At 55.0% G+C, this 17401-nt stretch carries 16 protein-coding genes and 1 tRNA gene; 11 read left to right on the top strand and 6 right to left on the bottom strand.

Annotated elements, in window-relative coordinates:
- Positions 1–18: 18 nt before the first annotated feature.
- Together WBJ47_RS06095 and WBJ47_RS06090 are read right to left on the bottom strand one after the other, a co-directional pair.
- Complete coding sequence (locus WBJ47_RS06095) at positions 19–813, bottom strand: thymidylate synthase (RefSeq protein ID WP_422245799.1); 795 nt, start codon at positions 811–813, stop codon at positions 19–21.
- Between the two features lie 15 nt (positions 814–828).
- Positions 829–1275, bottom strand: coding sequence for an OsmC family protein (locus WBJ47_RS06090; protein WP_422245798.1), 447 nt, complete (start codon positions 1273–1275; stop codon positions 829–831).
- 156 nt (positions 1276–1431) lie between these two features.
- Here WBJ47_RS06090 and coq7 point away from each other — a divergent pair, with 156 nt between their 5' ends.
- The gene (coq7, locus tag WBJ47_RS06085) at positions 1432–2148 is read left to right on the top strand and encodes a 2-polyprenyl-3-methyl-6-methoxy-1,4-benzoquinone monooxygenase (RefSeq protein ID WP_422245797.1); all 717 of its coding nucleotides are present in this window, start codon (positions 1432–1434) and stop codon (positions 2146–2148) included.
- A gap of 342 nt (positions 2149–2490) precedes the next feature.
- Here the strand turns inward: coq7 and pgi are convergent, their stop codons facing one another.
- Positions 2491–4056, bottom strand: coding sequence for a glucose-6-phosphate isomerase (gene pgi / locus WBJ47_RS06080; RefSeq protein WP_422245795.1), 1566 nt, complete (start codon positions 4054–4056; stop codon positions 2491–2493).
- 43 nt (positions 4057–4099) lie between these two features.
- Positions 4100–5488: a phosphomannomutase/phosphoglucomutase gene (locus tag WBJ47_RS06075; RefSeq protein WP_422245793.1), complete on the bottom strand. Its 1389-nt coding sequence runs from the start codon at positions 5486–5488 to the stop codon at positions 4100–4102.
- A 112-nt stretch (positions 5489–5600) separates the two neighbouring features.
- On the opposite strand from WBJ47_RS06075, the gene WBJ47_RS06070 reads away from it, so the two are divergent.
- Positions 5601–7016, top strand: coding sequence for an FAD-binding oxidoreductase (locus tag WBJ47_RS06070; RefSeq protein WP_422245791.1), 1416 nt, complete (start codon positions 5601–5603; stop codon positions 7014–7016).
- 54 nt (positions 7017–7070) lie between these two features.
- On the opposite strand, the gene mutM is transcribed toward WBJ47_RS06070, so the two are convergent.
- Positions 7071–7898, bottom strand: coding sequence for a bifunctional DNA-formamidopyrimidine glycosylase/DNA-(apurinic or apyrimidinic site) lyase (gene mutM / locus WBJ47_RS06065; RefSeq protein WP_422245789.1), 828 nt, complete (start codon positions 7896–7898; stop codon positions 7071–7073).
- A gap of 61 nt (positions 7899–7959) precedes the next feature.
- Here mutM and WBJ47_RS06060 point away from each other — a divergent pair, with 61 nt between their 5' ends.
- The 8 genes from WBJ47_RS06060 to WBJ47_RS06025 all read left to right on the top strand — a co-directional run bounded on the left by WBJ47_RS06060 (position 7960) and on the right by WBJ47_RS06025 (position 14658).
- A complete protein-coding gene (locus WBJ47_RS06060; RefSeq protein WP_422245787.1) occupies positions 7960–9798 on the top strand; it encodes a tetratricopeptide repeat protein in 1839 nt (612 codons plus the stop codon).
- Positions 9795–10373, top strand: a complete 579-nt coding sequence (gene lolB / locus WBJ47_RS06055; protein WP_422245785.1) for a lipoprotein insertase outer membrane protein LolB — start codon at positions 9795–9797, stop codon at positions 10371–10373. The genes WBJ47_RS06060 and lolB overlap by 4 nt, the downstream gene beginning before the upstream one ends.
- A gap of 25 nt (positions 10374–10398) precedes the next feature.
- Entirely contained in the window at positions 10399–11319 is a 921-nt protein-coding gene (ispE, locus tag WBJ47_RS06050; RefSeq protein WP_422245783.1) for a 4-(cytidine 5'-diphospho)-2-C-methyl-D-erythritol kinase, read from the top strand.
- A gap of 1 nt (position 11320) precedes the next feature.
- A tRNA-Gln gene (locus WBJ47_RS06045) sits at positions 11321–11394 on the top strand.
- 130 nt (positions 11395–11524) lie between these two features.
- Positions 11525–12475: a ribose-phosphate pyrophosphokinase gene (locus tag WBJ47_RS06040; protein WP_422245782.1), complete on the top strand. Its 951-nt coding sequence runs from the start codon at positions 11525–11527 to the stop codon at positions 12473–12475.
- A gap of 132 nt (positions 12476–12607) precedes the next feature.
- The gene (locus tag WBJ47_RS06035) at positions 12608–13210 is read left to right on the top strand and encodes a 50S ribosomal protein L25/general stress protein Ctc (protein ID WP_422245781.1); all 603 of its coding nucleotides are present in this window, start codon (positions 12608–12610) and stop codon (positions 13208–13210) included.
- Between the two features lie 108 nt (positions 13211–13318).
- A complete protein-coding gene (gene pth, locus WBJ47_RS06030) occupies positions 13319–13915 on the top strand; it encodes an aminoacyl-tRNA hydrolase (RefSeq protein ID WP_422245779.1) in 597 nt (198 codons plus the stop codon).
- On the top strand, positions 13912–14658 hold the full coding sequence (locus WBJ47_RS06025) for a CPBP family intramembrane glutamate endopeptidase (protein WP_422245777.1): 747 nt from the start codon (positions 13912–13914) through the stop codon (positions 14656–14658). The genes pth and WBJ47_RS06025 overlap by 4 nt, the downstream gene beginning before the upstream one ends.
- Here WBJ47_RS06025 and WBJ47_RS06020 read toward each other — a convergent pair.
- Positions 14651–16156: a class I adenylate-forming enzyme family protein gene (locus WBJ47_RS06020; protein WP_424585374.1), complete on the bottom strand. Its 1506-nt coding sequence runs from the start codon at positions 16154–16156 to the stop codon at positions 14651–14653. The two genes, WBJ47_RS06025 and WBJ47_RS06020, sit on opposite strands and share 8 nt — an antisense overlap.
- 123 nt (positions 16157–16279) lie before the next feature.
- On the opposite strand from WBJ47_RS06020, the gene ychF reads away from it, so the two are divergent.
- Positions 16280–17371, top strand: coding sequence for a redox-regulated ATPase YchF (gene ychF / locus WBJ47_RS06015; RefSeq protein WP_422245775.1), 1092 nt, complete (start codon positions 16280–16282; stop codon positions 17369–17371).
- Positions 17372–17401 lie beyond the last annotated feature (30 nt).

Here is a 17401-nt window from a genome sequence, read left to right as displayed (position 1 = left end):
TTGGGTGCAATACTGACGTTAAACCGCAACCGGTGCTTTGATATGCGGATGATGCGCATAGTTTTCAATCACGAAGTCTTCGTAGCGATAGTCAAAAATTGACTCGGGCTTGCGCTGAATGACGAGGGTGGGATAGGGGTTGGGCGTGCGTGAAAGTTGAAGCTCAACTTGTTCAAAGTGATTGCTATAAATGTGACAATCACCGCCCGTCCAGACAAAATCGCCGACCTCGAGGTTGCATTGCTGAGCGACCATGTGGGTCAGCAGTGCATAGCTGGCGATATTGAAAGGCACCCCTAGAAAAATGTCCGCACTCCGTTGATAGAGCTGACAAGAGAGCTTGCCGTCGGCGACATAAAACTGGAAAAAGGCGTGGCAGGGCGGGAGGGCCATATTTTTGATTTCGCCAACGTTCCAGGCCGACACAATCAGTCTGCGGGAGTCCGGTGTGCTGCGAATTTGATCGAGCACTTGCGAAATCTGATCGATATGCCCGCCGTCAGGCGTTGGCCAGGAACGCCATTGCACGCCATAGACTGGGCCCAAGTCGCCGTCTTCGCGCGCCCATTCATCCCAAATTGAACAGCCGTTTTCTTGCAGCCAGCGAACGTTTGAGTCGCCGCGCAGGAACCAAAGCAATTCGACAAAAATGCTTCGGGTATGAAGTTTTTTTGTCGTGACCAAAGGAAAACCTTTCGACAGATCAAAACGCATTTGATAGCCAAAGACTGAGCGAGTCCCTGTGCCAGTTCGATCGGTTTTATTCACGCCTGTGGTGTAGACGTGCTGCATAAAGGTTTCGTACTGGTTCATCGCGCGGGTTGCTCTTTATGGACTCGTCGTGGACGGAGGTGCTGTATCCACAATCTCTGCGGACCAGGTGATTTCTGCGCTATGCGCCAGCATGGCGGAGGCGGAACAGTATTTCTCGTGCGATAGCGCGATGGCGCGCTCTACAGCTGTGCGTGGCAGGTTGCTGCCCGTGACAGTGAATACAAAGTGAATTTTTGTGAAGACTTTTGGATCGACTTCAGCGCGCTCAGCCTGCAACTTAACCGAGCAGCCCGTGATGGCGTGACGCCCGCGTTTCAAAATGAGAACAACGTCGTAAGCGGTGCAGCCACCCGTGCCGACAAGCAAGAGCTCCATTGGACGAGGTGCGAGGTTGTGCCCGCCGCCTTCTGGTGCGCCATCCATTGCCGCAATATGACCTGTCCCAGTCTGTCCGACGAAGAGCATGCCATCCGGGCCGCCCCAATCAATTTTCACTTCCATCTTGAATCCCCTGCGTGTAAGCAAGAATCATAAACCGTTATTGGTTTTCTTTACGCTTTTTGCCTCGAGGTTGCGACACAGGTTCTAGGTCTATTGCGGCACCGAGGTATTGTTAAGCGTTAACATTCCTAGCATCGCTGTAAGGAAGGTTTCATTATGACGCACCAACCCCCCCACACTCCAGTCGCCGAGTCCCATGGGCATCACACCAAAAATCACCCGCGGTTTGTCCGTCGGCACGGATGGCTAGACCCCTTTATTGCAGAGCTAGATGTGGCTCTACAGGTGCTAGGTGGCGGGGTGACAGCGTCCAGGCCTAATCCGGCAGGCCCAAAAGTCGCTGAGAGCGATGCTGGACTAGATGATGCAGCGAAGCGCCACGCTGCAGGCTTGATGCGCGTGAATCACGTCGGTGAGGTGTGCGCGCAGGCTTTGTATCGGGGCCAGGCGGCGGCGGTTTCGAGCCAGGAGAGTGCTGAGTTTTTCTTAGAGGCTGCCGCTGAAGAGGTCGATCATTTAGGCTGGTGCTCGCAGCGGTTGCGTGAGCTGGATAGCCGTCCGAGTCTTCTTAATCCTCTTTGGTACGCGGGGTCTTTTGCCTTGGGAATGCTCGCCAGTCGTGCGGGTTCAGCTCAGAGCTTGGGGTTTATGGCGGAGACTGAGCGTCAGGTAGAGGCGCACTTGGAGGGGCATCTGACCGAACTTCCCGTCGCGGATAGCCGATCAAGAGCCATCGTGGAGGAAATGAAGCAAGATGAGGTGAAACACAGGGTCAACGCCGAGTTTCGCGGTGCTCAAGTTTTGCCTAAGCCCTTACGTTCTGCCATGCGCTTAATGGCTCAAATTATGACGAAAACCGCATACAGGGTTTAGTGATTGCAAGTCACATGCGCTAAGAACGTACGGTTTTTTTGTCAAGAAATTGTTGCTGCGGCGCATCAAATTCCTAAAATCACTTATTTTTTATACGGAATATTGAATGTTCTTGCGCCGCACCAACTTTTCAGCTAATATTTGTTTATGGAAGTTCAGTCATGAGTGTGTTGAATTAAAGTGCTAGTGTTTACCAGAGGTACCCAAGCACATTGTTAATTCCTCCACTGAAGCTTTTAAGTTCAAAGCCTCCTGACCTTGCCAAAGTTGTCTCCTCCACCCTCCTCCTTTGGTGGATTTAGCCCAAGACTGCAAAGTCTTGGGCTTTTTTTTAACCGTTTTTTAACCGCTCGCGAGCTTGCGTACCCAGTAGGCAGTTGAAGGGTCATAGGGGCTAACTGCTGGATCGCTACCTAGCGCATCGAGCCTGCGCTCGATATCGCCTGCCAAACGCTTACCAAATTCCACTCCCCACTGATCAAAGGGGTTGATGCCCCACAGCACGCCTTCAGTGAATACTTTGTGCTCATACAGCGCGAGTAAGGCTCCGAGCTGGCGTGCTTCGAGCCTGGGCAAAACAATCAGTGTGGACGGACGACCGCCAGGATGAACATGGTGTCGCGCGAGCCGTGCGGCTTTCTCAGGATCTTTTTCGGTTTTGCTGACTTCCTTGAGCGACTGCTCAAAGGACTTTCCTTCGAGCAAGGCCGCACGTTGCGCCAGACAGTTTGCGATCAGTAGTCTGTGATGGCGTGTATGGCGGTGATCAGGCACGGCACACAAAATGAAATCTACTGGTGCACCTTTGCCATCCTGATGCAGCCATTGAAAGAAAGTATGCTGGCCATCCGTGCCGGGCATACCCCACACCACCGGGCTGCTGGGCACATCCAGAGCGGAGCCGTCACGCAAGGTGGCCTTTCCAAGAGATTCCATTTCTAATTGTTGCAGCCAAGGGACAAGGTTGCCGAGGCGTGCATCGTAAGGGCAGAGCGCAAAAGAGCCATAGCCCAGAACACTGCGGTTTGCCACGCCACTCAACGCCATTTGAACTGGGGCGTTTTGTTCGACGGGCGCCGTCAGAAAATGCTCATCCATCGCAGCGGCACCCGCGCGCATTTCGTTTAGTGCGTCAATCCCGAGACCCAGTGCAATGGGCAGTCCAATGGAGGACCAGAGCGAATAGCGACCGCCGACCCAATCCCAGAACTGAAAAATACGCTCGTCACTAATGCCGAAGTCGCGAGCGGCTTTTGGATTAGCGGTGACCGCAGCGAAATGATCGAGTGGATACTGGACGCCATTGGCGCGCAGCCAGTCGATTGCGCAAGCGGCATTGGCCAGTGACTCGGTGGTGGTGAAAGATTTGGATGAAACGATCACAAGCGTGTCGTGGGCGTCGAGCCCTTCGAGTGCGGCTGTAATGGCGTGCGCATCCACGTTTGAGGCAAACCTCAGGGTACGCCTCGTGCCAGCGCCTGCGAGTGAATCAAATGCAAGACGAGGTCCCCAGTCGCTCCCTCCAATGCCTAAGTGCACCACGTTGCGATATTGGTTGCGGGCGTTGACTTCCTCCACAAACTTAGCCAGACGTGTCCGCTCGGTTTGAATCGCTTCGTTGACAGGCTCGGGGGGGAAGGACGCGCGCAAGGCGGTATGCCAGGCTGCGCGGTTTTCTGTCCAGTTGATGGCGGCGCCTTCGAACAGGTCGCGACGGTATTGCTCAAAGCCCTGCTGCACCAATAACGCCCGTGATGCCTCCGTGAGTGCCGCAGAGTTTCTCTGGGTGGTCAGGTCGACTTCTAGCCCTGCCGCTGAAATGACGCGAAGCGTGTCAGGCTTTAAGGGACTGCTCAGCACGGCTTGCGAAAATTGCTTCCAGGCAGGGCTATCGGACAAAGAAGGCATAGGGCTCAGTATGATGAATAAAACGCCAAAATCAAACGCGCGATCAAAACGGTAATTGCGCCGAGGGTGCAAGCGCTAACAGTTGCGCCCGGAACACGGCTTTGATGCGCTCAAGCGCCTCAGGTGTGTCGCCTTCAAAACGGAGGACCACAACAGGAGTCGTATTGGAGGCGCGAGCCAAGCCGAAACCATCTGCATAGTCCGCACGCAAGCCGTCAATCTTAAAAATTTCCTGAGCACCCGTAAAGACGCCCTCGTCCTGCAGGCGTTTAACCAGCGCGTGGGGTTCGCCCTCGCGCATTTCAAGCTTAAGCTCCGGGGTGGACACACCTTGGGGCAGGGCTTCGAGCACAGCCGATGGGTTTGCATCTCTGGAGAGGATCTCGAGCAGACGTGCGCCGGTATACAAGCCGTCATCAAATCCGAACCAGCGTTCTTTAAAAAACACGTGGCCGCTCATTTCGCCCGCTAAGGGCGCACCGGTTTCTGCCAGTTTCGCTTTAATCAAGGAGTGGCCCGTTTGCCACATCAGTGGTTTGCCACCCGCAGCGCGGACTTGTTCGGCGACATGACGGCTGCACTTGACGTCATAAATAATGGTCTCACCCGGACAGCGCTGCAGCACATCACGTGCATATAAAATCAGTTGACGGTCGGGCCAGATAATTTGGCCAGATTTTGTCACCACTCCCAGTCTGTCTCCGTCACCGTCAAAAGCTAAACCAATTTCGCAGTCAGTCGATTGCACGCAGCGGATCAGGTCCTCGAGGTTGTGGGGGTCGGCCGGGTCAGGGTGGTGGTTTGGAAAAGTGCCGTCCACCGTACAGAACAGTTCGGTGACTTCGCAGCCAAGGCCGCGAAAGAGGGCGGGCGCCACGGCAGCGGCGACTCCGTTACCGCAGTCGATCGCGATTTTCATCGGACGACTGAGTTTGATGTCACCGAGCACGCGCGCTAAGTAGGGCGTCAAAATATCAACCACCGAGGCGGTGCCTGCTGTGGCAGCCGTCGCTGGACCTGCAGCGACTTCGTCGCGCAACCCAAGGATCGCGTCACCGTGGAGCGTTTGGCCGCCCATCATCATTTTGAAGCCGTTGTATTCGGGTGGATTGTGGCTGCCAGTGACGGCGACGCCAGAGCCCGTTTTGAGGGTGTAGGCCGCAAAATAAACAAGAGGTGTTGGGACCTCCCCCACATCAATAGTATTGATGCCGCCTTCGCGCATGCCTTGTTGCAACGCGCCTGCCAGCTCTGGGCTACTCAATCTGCCATCACGACCGACCACCATGGTGGTCACGCCACAGGCATGGGCGCGCGCAGCCAGGCCCAAACCGAGTTGCCGGGCAAAATCTGCATTGAGAGCGGTCGGCACGACACCGCGAATGTCGTAGGCTTTAAACGCGGCATGGGGAAATTTAGCTTGGTCAGACACGTAAAAGGCTCCAGAATCAAAAGACCACTTAATCCATATTATCGCCGATTGAACTGCCCTACAATTTGGCATTCATAAATCAGCCTAACCGACCATTTTTAAAGAGAGCCGAATGAGCGCGTTGAAACAGCTAGAGCAAATCGTAGGGGCGACACAAGTGTTGACCGGCGAGGCCATGACGCCTTATCTGATTGATTGGCGAGGACGCTATCGGGGTGAAGCCTTAGCGGTTGTGCGGCCAGGGAACACCGAAGAAGTCGCTGCCGTTGTGCGTGTGTGCGCGGAGCACAACATCCCGATGGTGCCTTCGGGTGGTAATACTGGGATGTGTGGTGGCGCGACCCCTGATACCTCGGGTTTAGCGCTCGTGGTGTGCCTGGCTCGCTTGAATCGCGTCAGAGAGATTGATACGGATAACGATACGATCACTGTCGAGGCAGGATGCATTCTGCAGGCAGTGCAGGAGGCGGCTCGCGCAGCAGGTCGATTGTTTCCGCTCAGCCTAGCGGCAGAAGGCAGCTGCACGATTGGTGGCAACCTGTCCACGAACGCGGGTGGCACGCAGGTGCTGCGCTACGGCAATACACGTGAGCTTGCACTGGGTCTCGAGGTGGTCACGCCTCAAGGCGAAATCTGGCATGGTTTGCGCGGCTTGCGCAAGGACAATACGGGTTACGACTTGCGCGATCTGTACATTGGCAGCGAAGGCACCTTGGGCATCATTACCGCCGCCACCATGAAACTCTACCCTGTACCGGTTGCGCAGCGGATTGCGATGTTGGCACTGAATTCTCTTGAGGATGCCATTGCGATGCTGTCGCGCGCGCGCGCCGGATTTGGTGCGTCCCTGACTGGCTTCGAAGTGATGATGGGGTCGGCGCTCAAGGCTGTCGTGCGCCTCTTTCCACAGCAACGCTTGCCCTTTGAAGGCCCCTCCGCAGAGGCACCTTGGTTTGCCATCCTCGAGCTGTCCGATAGCGAAAGCGCCGAACATGCCCAAGCGCGTTTCGAGGCGGTATTGGGCGCTGCGATTGAGGATGGTCTGGTGGTAGATGCCGCCATCGCTGAAAATATTGCGCAGAGCAAAGCAATCTGGCACCTCAGGGAAAGCATTCCCCTTGCCGAGGCGGAGCTTGGCAAGAGCATCAAACACGATGTTTCAATTCCGATTTCTTTAATCGGAACCTTTGTCCAAACAACCAATGCAGCGCTGCAAGCCAAGTTTCCTGGGATCCAGCACATTGTGTTCGGTCATCTGGGCGATGGCAATCTGCATTACAACGTCGCGCGTGCGCCCAATCAGACTGAGCAGGAACTGCTTGCAACCCAGTATGACGTGTATCAGCTCGTGCACGATAGTGTGCATGCGCATGCCGGGTCGATTAGTGCAGAGCATGGTGTCGGTCAGCTCAAACGTGACGAGCTCACGCGCTACAAGAGTCCGCTTGAGCTAAAGCTCATGAAACAAATTAAACAAGCACTCGATCCAGAGGGGCTCATGAACCCTGGTAAGGTTCTGCAGACTTAATTTTCGGACGCCAGGGCGTTGCCGCGTGCCTAAACTGAACGTTAAACCCGAGCGCTAAACTTTTTGGCAGTTGGGGCAAAAGTACGTTGCGCGCTGCCCTTGAACAATGCGTTTGATGGGGGTCGCGCAGACCTTGCAGGGCTCTCCCTCTTTTTCATAGACCGCTGCGTGCAGAGTGAAATAAGCCCCGGCTTCGCCCGTTGCGTTGACATAGTCACGCAACGTGCTGCCGCCTGACTCCAAGGCGTCCGTCAGCGTTTGCTTGAGAGACTCGGCGAGACGTTCGCAGCGCGCGAGTGACACCCTGGCAGCCTGTGTCTTGGGATGGATGCGCGCCCGGAACAAACTTTCAGAGGCATAAATATTCCCTGCACCTACGACGACGTCCCCGGCTAACAGGGCTTGTTTGATCGAGACCTTACGACCTGCCAATCCTTTTTTGAGCCAGTTTGCGTTGAACATCGGGTCAAAGGGTTCTATTCCCAATTTGCTGAGTAATGGGTGGTTTTCCACCGGTCCCAAAGCACTGGGGTGCCATAAAACAGAGCCAAATCGACGCGGATCATGCAGGCGCAGGGTGACGTGGTCAAACTGCCATTCCACGTGGTCGTGTTTTCTGAGGAGTTCGCCGTTGAGAACACTACGCAAAGACCCAGACATACCCAGGTGAATGAGTTGTGTTCCGCTGTCGAACTCGATCAAGAGGTATTTGCCGCGCCTTCGACAGGCCCGTACAACCTGATCCGCAACCAGATTTGGCAGGTCCGCGGGAATGGGCCAGCGCATGCGAGATTCGTGCACGATCATCTTTCTGAGCGTGTAACCTGTTGCAACGGCGTCAATTCCCCGGCGAGTTGTCTCGACTTCTGGTAGTTCTGGCATGGCTGAGTGCTAACATCCGTTCACTGATTTTGTAGATTGTGCCACCAACTAGGCGGGTCGAGTGAAGTCGCTGTTCAAATCCATTCTTTCTCAAGTGTCCACCGCCGCCTTAATTGGGGGTGTTTCTTTGTCGTGGGTGCTGGGTGCATGCGCCCAGTCTGGCCCTGCAAAAGGGTTTGGACAGAGTGCTCAACTCCAAATCAAACCTAGGCAGCCCGAGTCCGAGAACATTCGTTTGCGTGCGGGTCAGCTTCCCGAGGTGACGCTCACCTCTACGATTCTCTTTCGCATCCTCGCCTCCGAAATCTCCGCGCAGCGCGGCACCTTTTTGCCTGCTGGCAAAACCATGCTGGAGTTGAGTCGGGAATTGGGTGATTATCGCCTAGCGCGTCGCGCACTAGAGTTTTATCTTGCCGGTGGCAATCTGCCTGGCGCGCTGGATGCTTCGAGGGTGTGGCTGCGCCTGATGCCAGATGATGCTGAGGCGTCCTCCACAGAAATGGCGCTCGCAGCGGCTTCTGGTCAAACTAGTGGCTTGGCGGCCGCACTTCGCAAACAAATTGATGCTGCAGCGGACAAATCTGCCGCGATTGGGCAGGCATTTGCGGTGTTGAGCCGCATGCCCGACAAACAAGCCGCCTTAAGAATCTTGAGTACGGCCATTGGCGATAGCAACGCGCGAAACTTGGCTGCGGGGCATATGGCTCTGGCCGATATGGCACGCGCAGCCGGCGATCATGCGCGCGCCCTCGAAGAATCCCGTTTGGCGCTTGCTGCCGCGCCCCGCTCCGAGGACGCGGCGATGCGTGTCTTTGAGTATGGTTTAAATGTCGACCAAGAGCGCGCGCTGCGTGACGCAACCGAATTTGCTGCCTTGCAACCCAATGCGCGCCGCTTGCGCGTCATTTTGGCGAGTCACCTCGCAGACCGAGGGCAGTTTGATGCTGCGATGGCAGAACTTAAGTCGATGGCGACACGCTCACCCGAAGACTTCGACCTGTTATTTATGCAGGCCCAAGTGTCTTACCGTGCCAAGCAACTCGAACAGGCGAGAGCCTTTTTAGATCAGTATGTTGCGGTTCAGTCGCAACGTCTGAAAGCTTCTGCGGCTGCTGGCGCGACAGATGCCCCTGCGGCCTTGGCTGAAGCCTATCAACTCATGTCTAAAGTCGCTGAGGAGCAAGGGCAGCTCGATGAGGCAGTGAGCCTGCTCACCAAGATTGAAGACCCCTCGATGCGCTATACCTCGCGCATCCGCCAGGCCATTATTCGTGCCAAACAAAAGCGAGTTGACGAAGCGCTTGCGTTGATTGACTCGGCCAATGCACAAACTGATGAAGAAATCATGATGGGAGCCTCGGCAGGCGCCCAGATTTTGCGTGATGCCAACCGACTCTCAGAAGCCATCAAGCGGATGCAGGCGCTTGACCAGCGGATGCCTGATTCGGTCAATGTCAAATATGAGCTTGCGATGTTGCATGAGCGTGCCGATCAGCTGCGCGAAGCAGAGCGGTTATTGCGACAAGTGATTGCGCTTGATCCGGGACATGCGCACGCACACAATGCGCTGGGCTACTCGTTGGCAGATCGCAATCAGCGTTTATCAGAGGCTTTAGCCTTGATTACGAGAGCGTTGGAAATCTCACCCAAGGATCCTTTTATTCTTGACAGCATGGGTTGGGTCAAGTTTCGAATGGGACAATACAAAGAAGCCGTTGATTACTTGCAGCGCGCCTACGAAAGACGTCCAGAGGCAGAAATCGCAGCCCATCTTGGCGAGGCACTCTGGAAACTGGGTCAACAGAGTGAGGCCCGTCAAGTATGGCAGGAAGGCTTGACCAAGGAGCCTGCTAACGAGACCTTATTGGAAACCTTAAAGCGCTTCGGAGTGAAGCCTTGAGTGGTCGATTGTTTTTTGGTGGGCTGCTCAGCGCGCTCCTGATGGTGCTTGCCGGTTGTGCGACGCAAACCTCTCCGACCCCTGAGGGGGTGAGTGGGAGCGAGTTCGTGCGCAATGGCCGCTTTGCTTTACGTGCAGAAGAGCCGAATCAAGCGCCGGAGGCAGTCCAGGGCGGATTTGCTTGGCGCGACGCGAATGGCCGCTTGACACTCGATTTAAGCAACCCTTTTGGAAATATTTTGGCGCGCGTCTTAGTGGAGCCTGGCCAGGCGACGCTGACCCAAGCCAATGGCGAGGTCTTGCGTGCGACTGATCCTGATGGATTGGTGCAAAAAGCAATCGGTCAGCGCGTCCCTGTCAGGGATTTGCGTCAATGGCTGCGTTCGCCCTTGCGTGCGTTGCCGACGATGCAACAAATTAACAGAGACGATCAGGGTCGAATTGTTGCTTTTGAACAAAACGGCTGGACGGTGGAGCTGACGCGTTTTGACGCCCAAGGACCTCGACTGTTGGTGCTGTCGCGCGCAGAGGCGAGCCAGCAAATTGTGATCCGCTTGATTGTGGATACCCCTTAAGTCTGTCCGGGTATGGCAAATCAACATGCTTTATGACCTGATCGCACCCGCCAAGCTCAACCTGTTTTTGCACGTGGTGGGCCGGCGCGCGGATGGATACCATTTATTGCAGACGGTTTTTCAGTTCATTAGTCTGGCTGATCTTCTAGACATTGACGTGCGTGAGGATGGCCAAATTTGTCGGGAAACCGATATGCAGGGTGTCCCGCACGACCAAGATCTCGTGGTCCGCGCGGCACGGTTGCTACAACAGTCGACAGGTGTCAAGCAGGGGGCGCAGCTGCATGTGCGCAAACGCATCCCCTCTGGGGCGGGTCTCGGTGGGGGGTCCAGTGATGCGGCGACCGTTTTAATCGCGTTAAATCGGCTTTGGCGAACAGGGTTGAGTCGGGCTGAGCTCATGCGGCTTGGGTTGCAGTTGGGAGCGGATGTCCCTGTTTTTATCTTTGGTCAGAATGCTTTTGCCGAGGGAGTGGGAGAGCAGTTGACGCCGGTCGAGCTGCCTTCACAGGCTTTTGTGGTGATCCAGCCTGCGCAAGCTGTGCCGACTCAAGGCATTTTTCAGGCGCCTGATTTGACAAGAGACACTGAAACAGTCAAAATAATGGACTTTTCTGGACCTCATGCGATTACTCGTTTGGGGTTTGGTCACAACGATCTGCAGCCAGTGGTTTTAAACCGCTTCCCGGTTGTCCGTCAGACGCTTGATTGGCTTGAACAAGCTGGTTATCAAGCACGAATGACCGGGTCTGGATCCTGTTTTTTTATTGGATTTCAGAGTGTTCAGCAGGCCGAAATGGCTAAACAGAAAATGCTCGCTAAAATACGTGTAGATTTTTCTGATGTTGCGAGTGTGGGTGTAGATAGTTCTGTATGTCCGATACAAACCTTGATGGTTTGTGAAAGCCTTCCAGAGCACCCGCAGCGGTATTGGATTGAAAGCTAGTTGGGGAGTCGCCAAGCTGGTTAAGGCACCGGATTTTGATTCCGGCATGCGAAGGTTCGAATCCTTCCTCCCCAGCCCCGAATTGTGTATAGCTGTTGAACTCGCCTAAAGACTTGCCGTAAAGCATGTCATACGATTGCCTGGCCTCAGTTCAGCAGCTTTTTTGTTCCACATCTGCTCTTGACGGTCTGTGACTGCCCCCATCATGCCCAATGATAGTTTCATGATCTTTACCGGCACTGCGAATACGCGGCTGGCAGTTGATGTGGTCAATCATCTGGATATGTCCCTAGGTCGCATGACTGTTGGACGTTTTTCTGACGGCGAAGTCATGGCCGAGATCAACGAAAACGTTCGCGGCAAGGATGTATTTGTTCTCCAGCCCACCTGTGCCCCAACAAACGACAACCTAATGGAAGTCATGGTGATGGTCGATGCGTTGCGTCGCGCCTCCGCTGGACGCATTACTGCTGCGATCCCTTATTTTGGTTATGCACGACAGGATCGACGACCCCGCTCGGCGCGTGTGGCGATTACGGCAAAAGTTGTTGCAAATATGCTGCAAGTCGCCGGGGTGGATCGCGTGCTGACGATGGATCTTCACGCAGACCAGATCCAAGGCTTTTTTGATATTCCTGTCGACAATATTTATGCCGGTCCGATCTTGCTCGGTGACATCTGGCGCCGCAACCTCAGTAATCTAGTGGTGGTTTCCCCGGATATCGGTGGTGTGGTGCGTGCCCGTGCGCTCGCTAAACAGCTCGAAGCGGATTTGGCGATTATCGATAAGCGCCGCCCACGCGCCAACGTTTCCGAAGTGATGAATATCATCGGCGAAGTCGATGGTCGGACATGCTTAATCATGGACGACATGGTGGATACGGCGGGCACGCTCTGCAAAGCAGCGCAAGCACTCAAGGAGCGTGGCGCAGGTGCTGTGTATGCGTATTGCACGCATGCTGTGTTGTCTGGTGGAGCGATTGAGCGGATTGCTGATTCAGAGCTCACAGAATTGGTGGTAACGGATACGATCCCGTTGTCTGACGAAGGACGCGCTTGCAGCAAAATACGTCAGCTTTCTTGTGCAGCCTTGCTGGGTGAGACTATTTTGCGTATTTCCAACGCAGAGTCCGTCAGCTCGCTGTTTGTAGATTAAAAAATCAACAGCGGATCTCTTTGAGATGCGCTGAGATATTCGCAGTTCACTGGTCGCGGTGGGCTGTGGAGCCACGATCCGATATCCGGATTGTGTTTTAACTGGGTGCTAGCCATCCTTATTGGAGTTTTTATGGAATTTAATGCAACCCCACGTAGCGTACAGGGAACGAGTGCGAGCCGCCGCCTGCGCCGTGCGAGCCGCGTTCCTGCCATTGTTTATGGTGGAAAAGAGCAGCCCGTCAATATCGAGCTCGATCACAACGAAATCTATCACGCGTTGCGCAAAGAGCAGTTCCACGCATCCATTCTGCAAATGCAACTCGAAGGCAAGAGCCATCAGGTTCTGTTGCGTTCGGTTCAGTGGCACCCCTACAAGCAGATCGTCATGCACGTTGACTTTCAGCGCGTTTCCGCCGATCAGGCGCTGCACACTAAGGTGCCTTTGCACTTTACCAACGCTGAAACATCGCCTGCAGTCAAACTCAGCGCTGCGATCATTTCGCACGTGATGACTGACATTGAGATTGCTTGCTTGCCCGCAAACTTGCCCCAGTTTATCGAGGTGGATTTGTCCAAGTTGGTCGGTGGCGCATCGATTCACTTGGCTGACATTGCTTTGCCTAAAGGCGTGACGTACATTGCACACCGTGGCGATCCAAATCCTGTCTTGGTGACGGCAATTGTCAAGGGTGGTCCTGCTGACGCAGCCGAAGGCGCAGCGCCAGCCGCCTAATTGACTTAGTTGAGGCTCAAGCAGTCGCCTCAAATCAGTTGATGATCAGGTTGTACCCCAAGCCCTGTCCGTTTTGCGCGGATGGGGCTTTTGACATCTAATGCTGCTATGACTCAACCCATCAAACTCATCGTCGGACTTGGCAACCCAGGCCCTGATTACGCTCGAACGCGCCACAATGCAGGCTTTTGGTTAGTCGAGGCACTTGCAGAAGATTTGCGCTGTGATTTCACGGTTGAAAAGTCGTTCTTTGGCTCAGTGGCCAAAGCGCGCGTGAATGGTGAGCAAATATTTTTGGCAAAACCGCTCACTTACATGAATCGCTCAGGTCAGTGTGTGGGTGCTTTGGCGCGGTTTTACAAACTCGTCCCGGAGGAGGTGTTGGTGCTCCACGATGAGCTTGATCTGATGCCAGGTCAGGTTAAGGTCAAGCAGGGTGGCGGTCACGCCGGCCACAATGGCCTAAGAGACATACAAGCAGCGCTGAGCAGCCCCAACTTTTGGCGCTTGCGCCTGGGGATTGGACACCCGCGTAGTTTGAATCTTGCTCAGGAAGTTGCAGACTTTGTCCTTCACCCACCCAGACGAGAAGACCAGGTGGCGATTGATGAGTGCCTGACCCGTTGCCGTGCGGTCATGCCTTTGTTTCTCAAGGGTGACTTTGTTCGGGCGACAGAGCAACTTCATCGCGACAATCCAGCATGACAGAGCCACGCTTTCGGGAAGAGTTCCGACAGTTTTTACGCTTTGTCCGGCGGCCCAGTCTCAAGCGTGAGATTCAGCATACGACTCCAGTGAATAGTTGGATCGCGGACTGGTGGCCCAAGTGCAAACTGTCGCGACTCCTCGCGTGGGCGGGGGCGCTGTGGCTGATTAATATTGTGGCGCTTGGTCCCATTGTGCTGACTGTCTTTGAGATGAGTGGCGCGACACACCGCATCAGTGTTCACAATTTACCTTGGTTCCAGGCGCTTATATGGGCACCGATTATCGAAGAGCTGCTGTTTCGGTTTGGCTTGCGCAGGCCGCTGTTGGCGCTCTTGGTCGTGCCCGTACTCGTCTATGTATTTTTGAATGGTTTTGCTTGGTGGGCGAGCAGCTTGGTTGTATTGGTGATGCTCATGCTGATCTGGTCAATGCGACACGCGAGTATGCCAACGGGAAATGCTTGGAAGTGGCTCAGAACATATCGTTGGGCGTTCCCAGCCGTGTTGCATGGCTCTGTATTGGCCTTTGCGGCACTACATATTCACAACTATGAGTTTGTGGACTTACCTTGGTGGATGATGGCGGTATTGGTGCTGCCCCAATGGGTCACCGGACTTGCCCTGTGCTGGATTCGTGTGCAACGAGGCATCGGTGCGGCGATACTCGTGCATGCACTTTTTAACGCAGGTCCCTTATGCGTGGCATGGTTAGCGCTGCAAGCAGCCGGTGACGCTATTTAAGCGGGGATTCATACCGCTCACGTAACTCCCTTTTGAGTATTTTGCCGATTTCGCTTCTAGGGAGGTTATCGGTGAGGATGAGGTCGGCTAAGCGCTGTGTTTTACCCAGACGGGCATTCACCCATTCGAGAAGCGTTTCGCTCGAAATTGTGGCCGTTGGTTTGAGCACGACGTACGCGACGGGGGTCTCGCCCCATTGTCGGGACGGTACGCCAACTACGGCAGAATCATGCACTTCAGGGTGCTGAGCGAGCTCAGACTCTAGGTCGCTTGGATAAATATTGAAACCACCCGAGATGACCATGTCTTTTTTGCGGTCTGCGAGGATCAGAAAACCGTCCTCGTCGTAACGTGCGATGTCGCCTGTTCGGATAAAGCGTTTACCGGATGGATCAAACCACTCTACCTCGCGGGTTTTTTCAGGCATGCCGTAATAGCCCTCCATCATTGCGGAGGAGCTTCCAACAATTTCACCGGTTTGACCCTGTGGGACCTCTTGGCCCGCCTCATTGATCAGGCGGATGTCATGGCCGCTGGCAGGACGGCCGATCGTGTGGAGTTTGTGTGGATAGTTGTGTGCTTCAAGTTCGCAACGTCCCCCGCCCTCGGTCATTCCGTAGATTTCCGTTAAAAGACCAGGCCAACGTTTAAGCACCTCGGCTTTGAGGGCGGCGCCAAAGGGCGCACTGGTGGAAAACTTTGCTTGAAACGCGGAGAGATCAAACTGATCAAATGCAGGATCGTCCAAGATACGTTGATATTGCACGGGCACCAGCATCGTGTGCGTGACCCGATGTTGTTCGGCTAGCTCAAGGTATCGGCGCGCATCGAACTTGCCCATCAGCACACCTGTGCCACCAAGCGCGAGAGTCGGTAAAAGCGCGACCAGCGTGGTGTTGGAGTAGAGAGGTGTTGAGGCGAGCGTCACAGAGTCGGGACCATAGCCGTTAGTGGCCGCCCGCTGGACATGTGACCAGCGCATCGAACAGGGTTGTACGATGCCTTTTGGGGTGCCTGTGGTGCCGGACGAGTAAATGAGATTAAAGGCCCAATTGGGCTGTGTGTCGACGGGGCGAGGCTGCGTCTCGCTCGACAGCCAGGCGCCCCAGCTGTCTGGTCCTCCCTGTTCGTCAATCCATATCCGACGTAAGCCTTGCTCGACCAGCGCATCGGTCGGCCAGCTCAACGCGCAGGCGCGATCTTGAAAGAGAAGCGTGGCACCTGAATTAGCCAGCATTCCGGTCAGATTTTGACGCGTGGCCGAAGGCGGCAGTGGGGTCATGACCGCACCAGCCCGCAACGCACCCAGAAAAAGTGCCACATATTCAAAAGACGTCCCCGCACACGCCGCCACCCTGTCGCCAGGTTTAAAACCATCACGCTGTAATGATGCGGCAACCCTCGAGATCAGCATATCGAGCTGCGCGTAGGAAAGCGCATGCGCGTTGAGGAACAGTGCAGGGTGCTCCGGCCTCTGCGAAGCGGCAAAACGGATCATTTCAGGGAGGGTTCCGAAAGGGCGGGCGAGAAGCTCTGCGAGAGTCATGATCTGGGACGGAAAGTAGCGGTTAAACTCACATTCTATACAGCACTTTCACTTATTAAGAACTTCGGGATTCTCATGGCTCTGCAATGCGGCATCGTTGGTTTGCCCAACGTCGGTAAATCAACCCTTTTCAATGCCCTCACCAAGGCAGGTATCGCTGCCGAAAACTACCCCTTTTGTACGATTGAGCCCAACGTCGGCGTGGTCGAAGTGCCGGACCCTCGCCTTGATGCGCTTGCCGCCATCGTCAAGCCTGAGCGTATCCTGCACGCCACCGTCGAGTTTGTAGATATCGCGGGTTTGGTCGCAGGCGCGAGCCAGGGCGAAGGCTTGGGCAACCAGTTTCTCTCTCACATCCGTGAAACCAATGCCATCATCAACGTTGTGCGTTGTTTCGAAGATGACAATGTGATCCACGTCGCTGGACGAGTCGATCCGATTGCCGACATTGAGGTCATCGAAACCGAGCTGGCGCTCGCGGACATGCAGACGGCTGAAAAAGCCATCCATCGTTTTCAAAAGACCGCGCGTTCGGGCGACAAAGAAGCCCAAAAGGTCGTGGGCATTCTCGAGCAAGTGATCGCCCAGCTCAACGAGACCAAGCCGATTCGCGCGCTGGATCTTTCGCCCGAAGACTTCGCATTGATCGCTCCGCTTTGCTTCATCACGGCCAAGCCTGCCATGTATGTCGGCAACGTGAGCGATCAAGGCTTTACCAACAATCCCTTATTGGAACGCTTGAACGAATATGCCGCCGCGCGCAATGCGCCGGTCGTGGCGATTTGCGCTGCGATCGAGTCTGAAATCGCCGAGCTCTCCGACGAAGACAAAGCGGTCTTTTTGGCCGACATGGGTATGCAAGAGCCGGGTCTCGATCGTCTGATCCGCGGTGCGTTCAAATTGCTCGGTCTGCAGACGTATTTCACCGCTGGCGTCAAAGAAGTCCGCGCCTGGACTGTGCCGATTGGCGCAACGGGCCCACAGGCTGCGGGCGTGATTCATACGGACTTTGAGCGAGGTTTCATCCGCGCGCAAACGATCGCGTATGAGGATTTCATCGCTTGCAAGGGCGAACAGGGCGCAAAAGAAGCGGGCAAGATGCGCGCCGAAGGCAAGGAGTACATCGTCAAGGATGGGGATGTGCTGAATTTCTTGTTTAACGTTTAAGCGTTTATAGACACACCAAAGGAAATCCTT

Origin of the sequence: Zwartia sp. (genome assembly GCF_049655405.1) — a bacterium.
Taxonomy (GTDB): Bacteria; Pseudomonadota; Gammaproteobacteria; order Burkholderiales; family Burkholderiaceae_B; genus Zwartia.
This window is presented reverse-complemented; position numbering and strand designations above follow the sequence as displayed.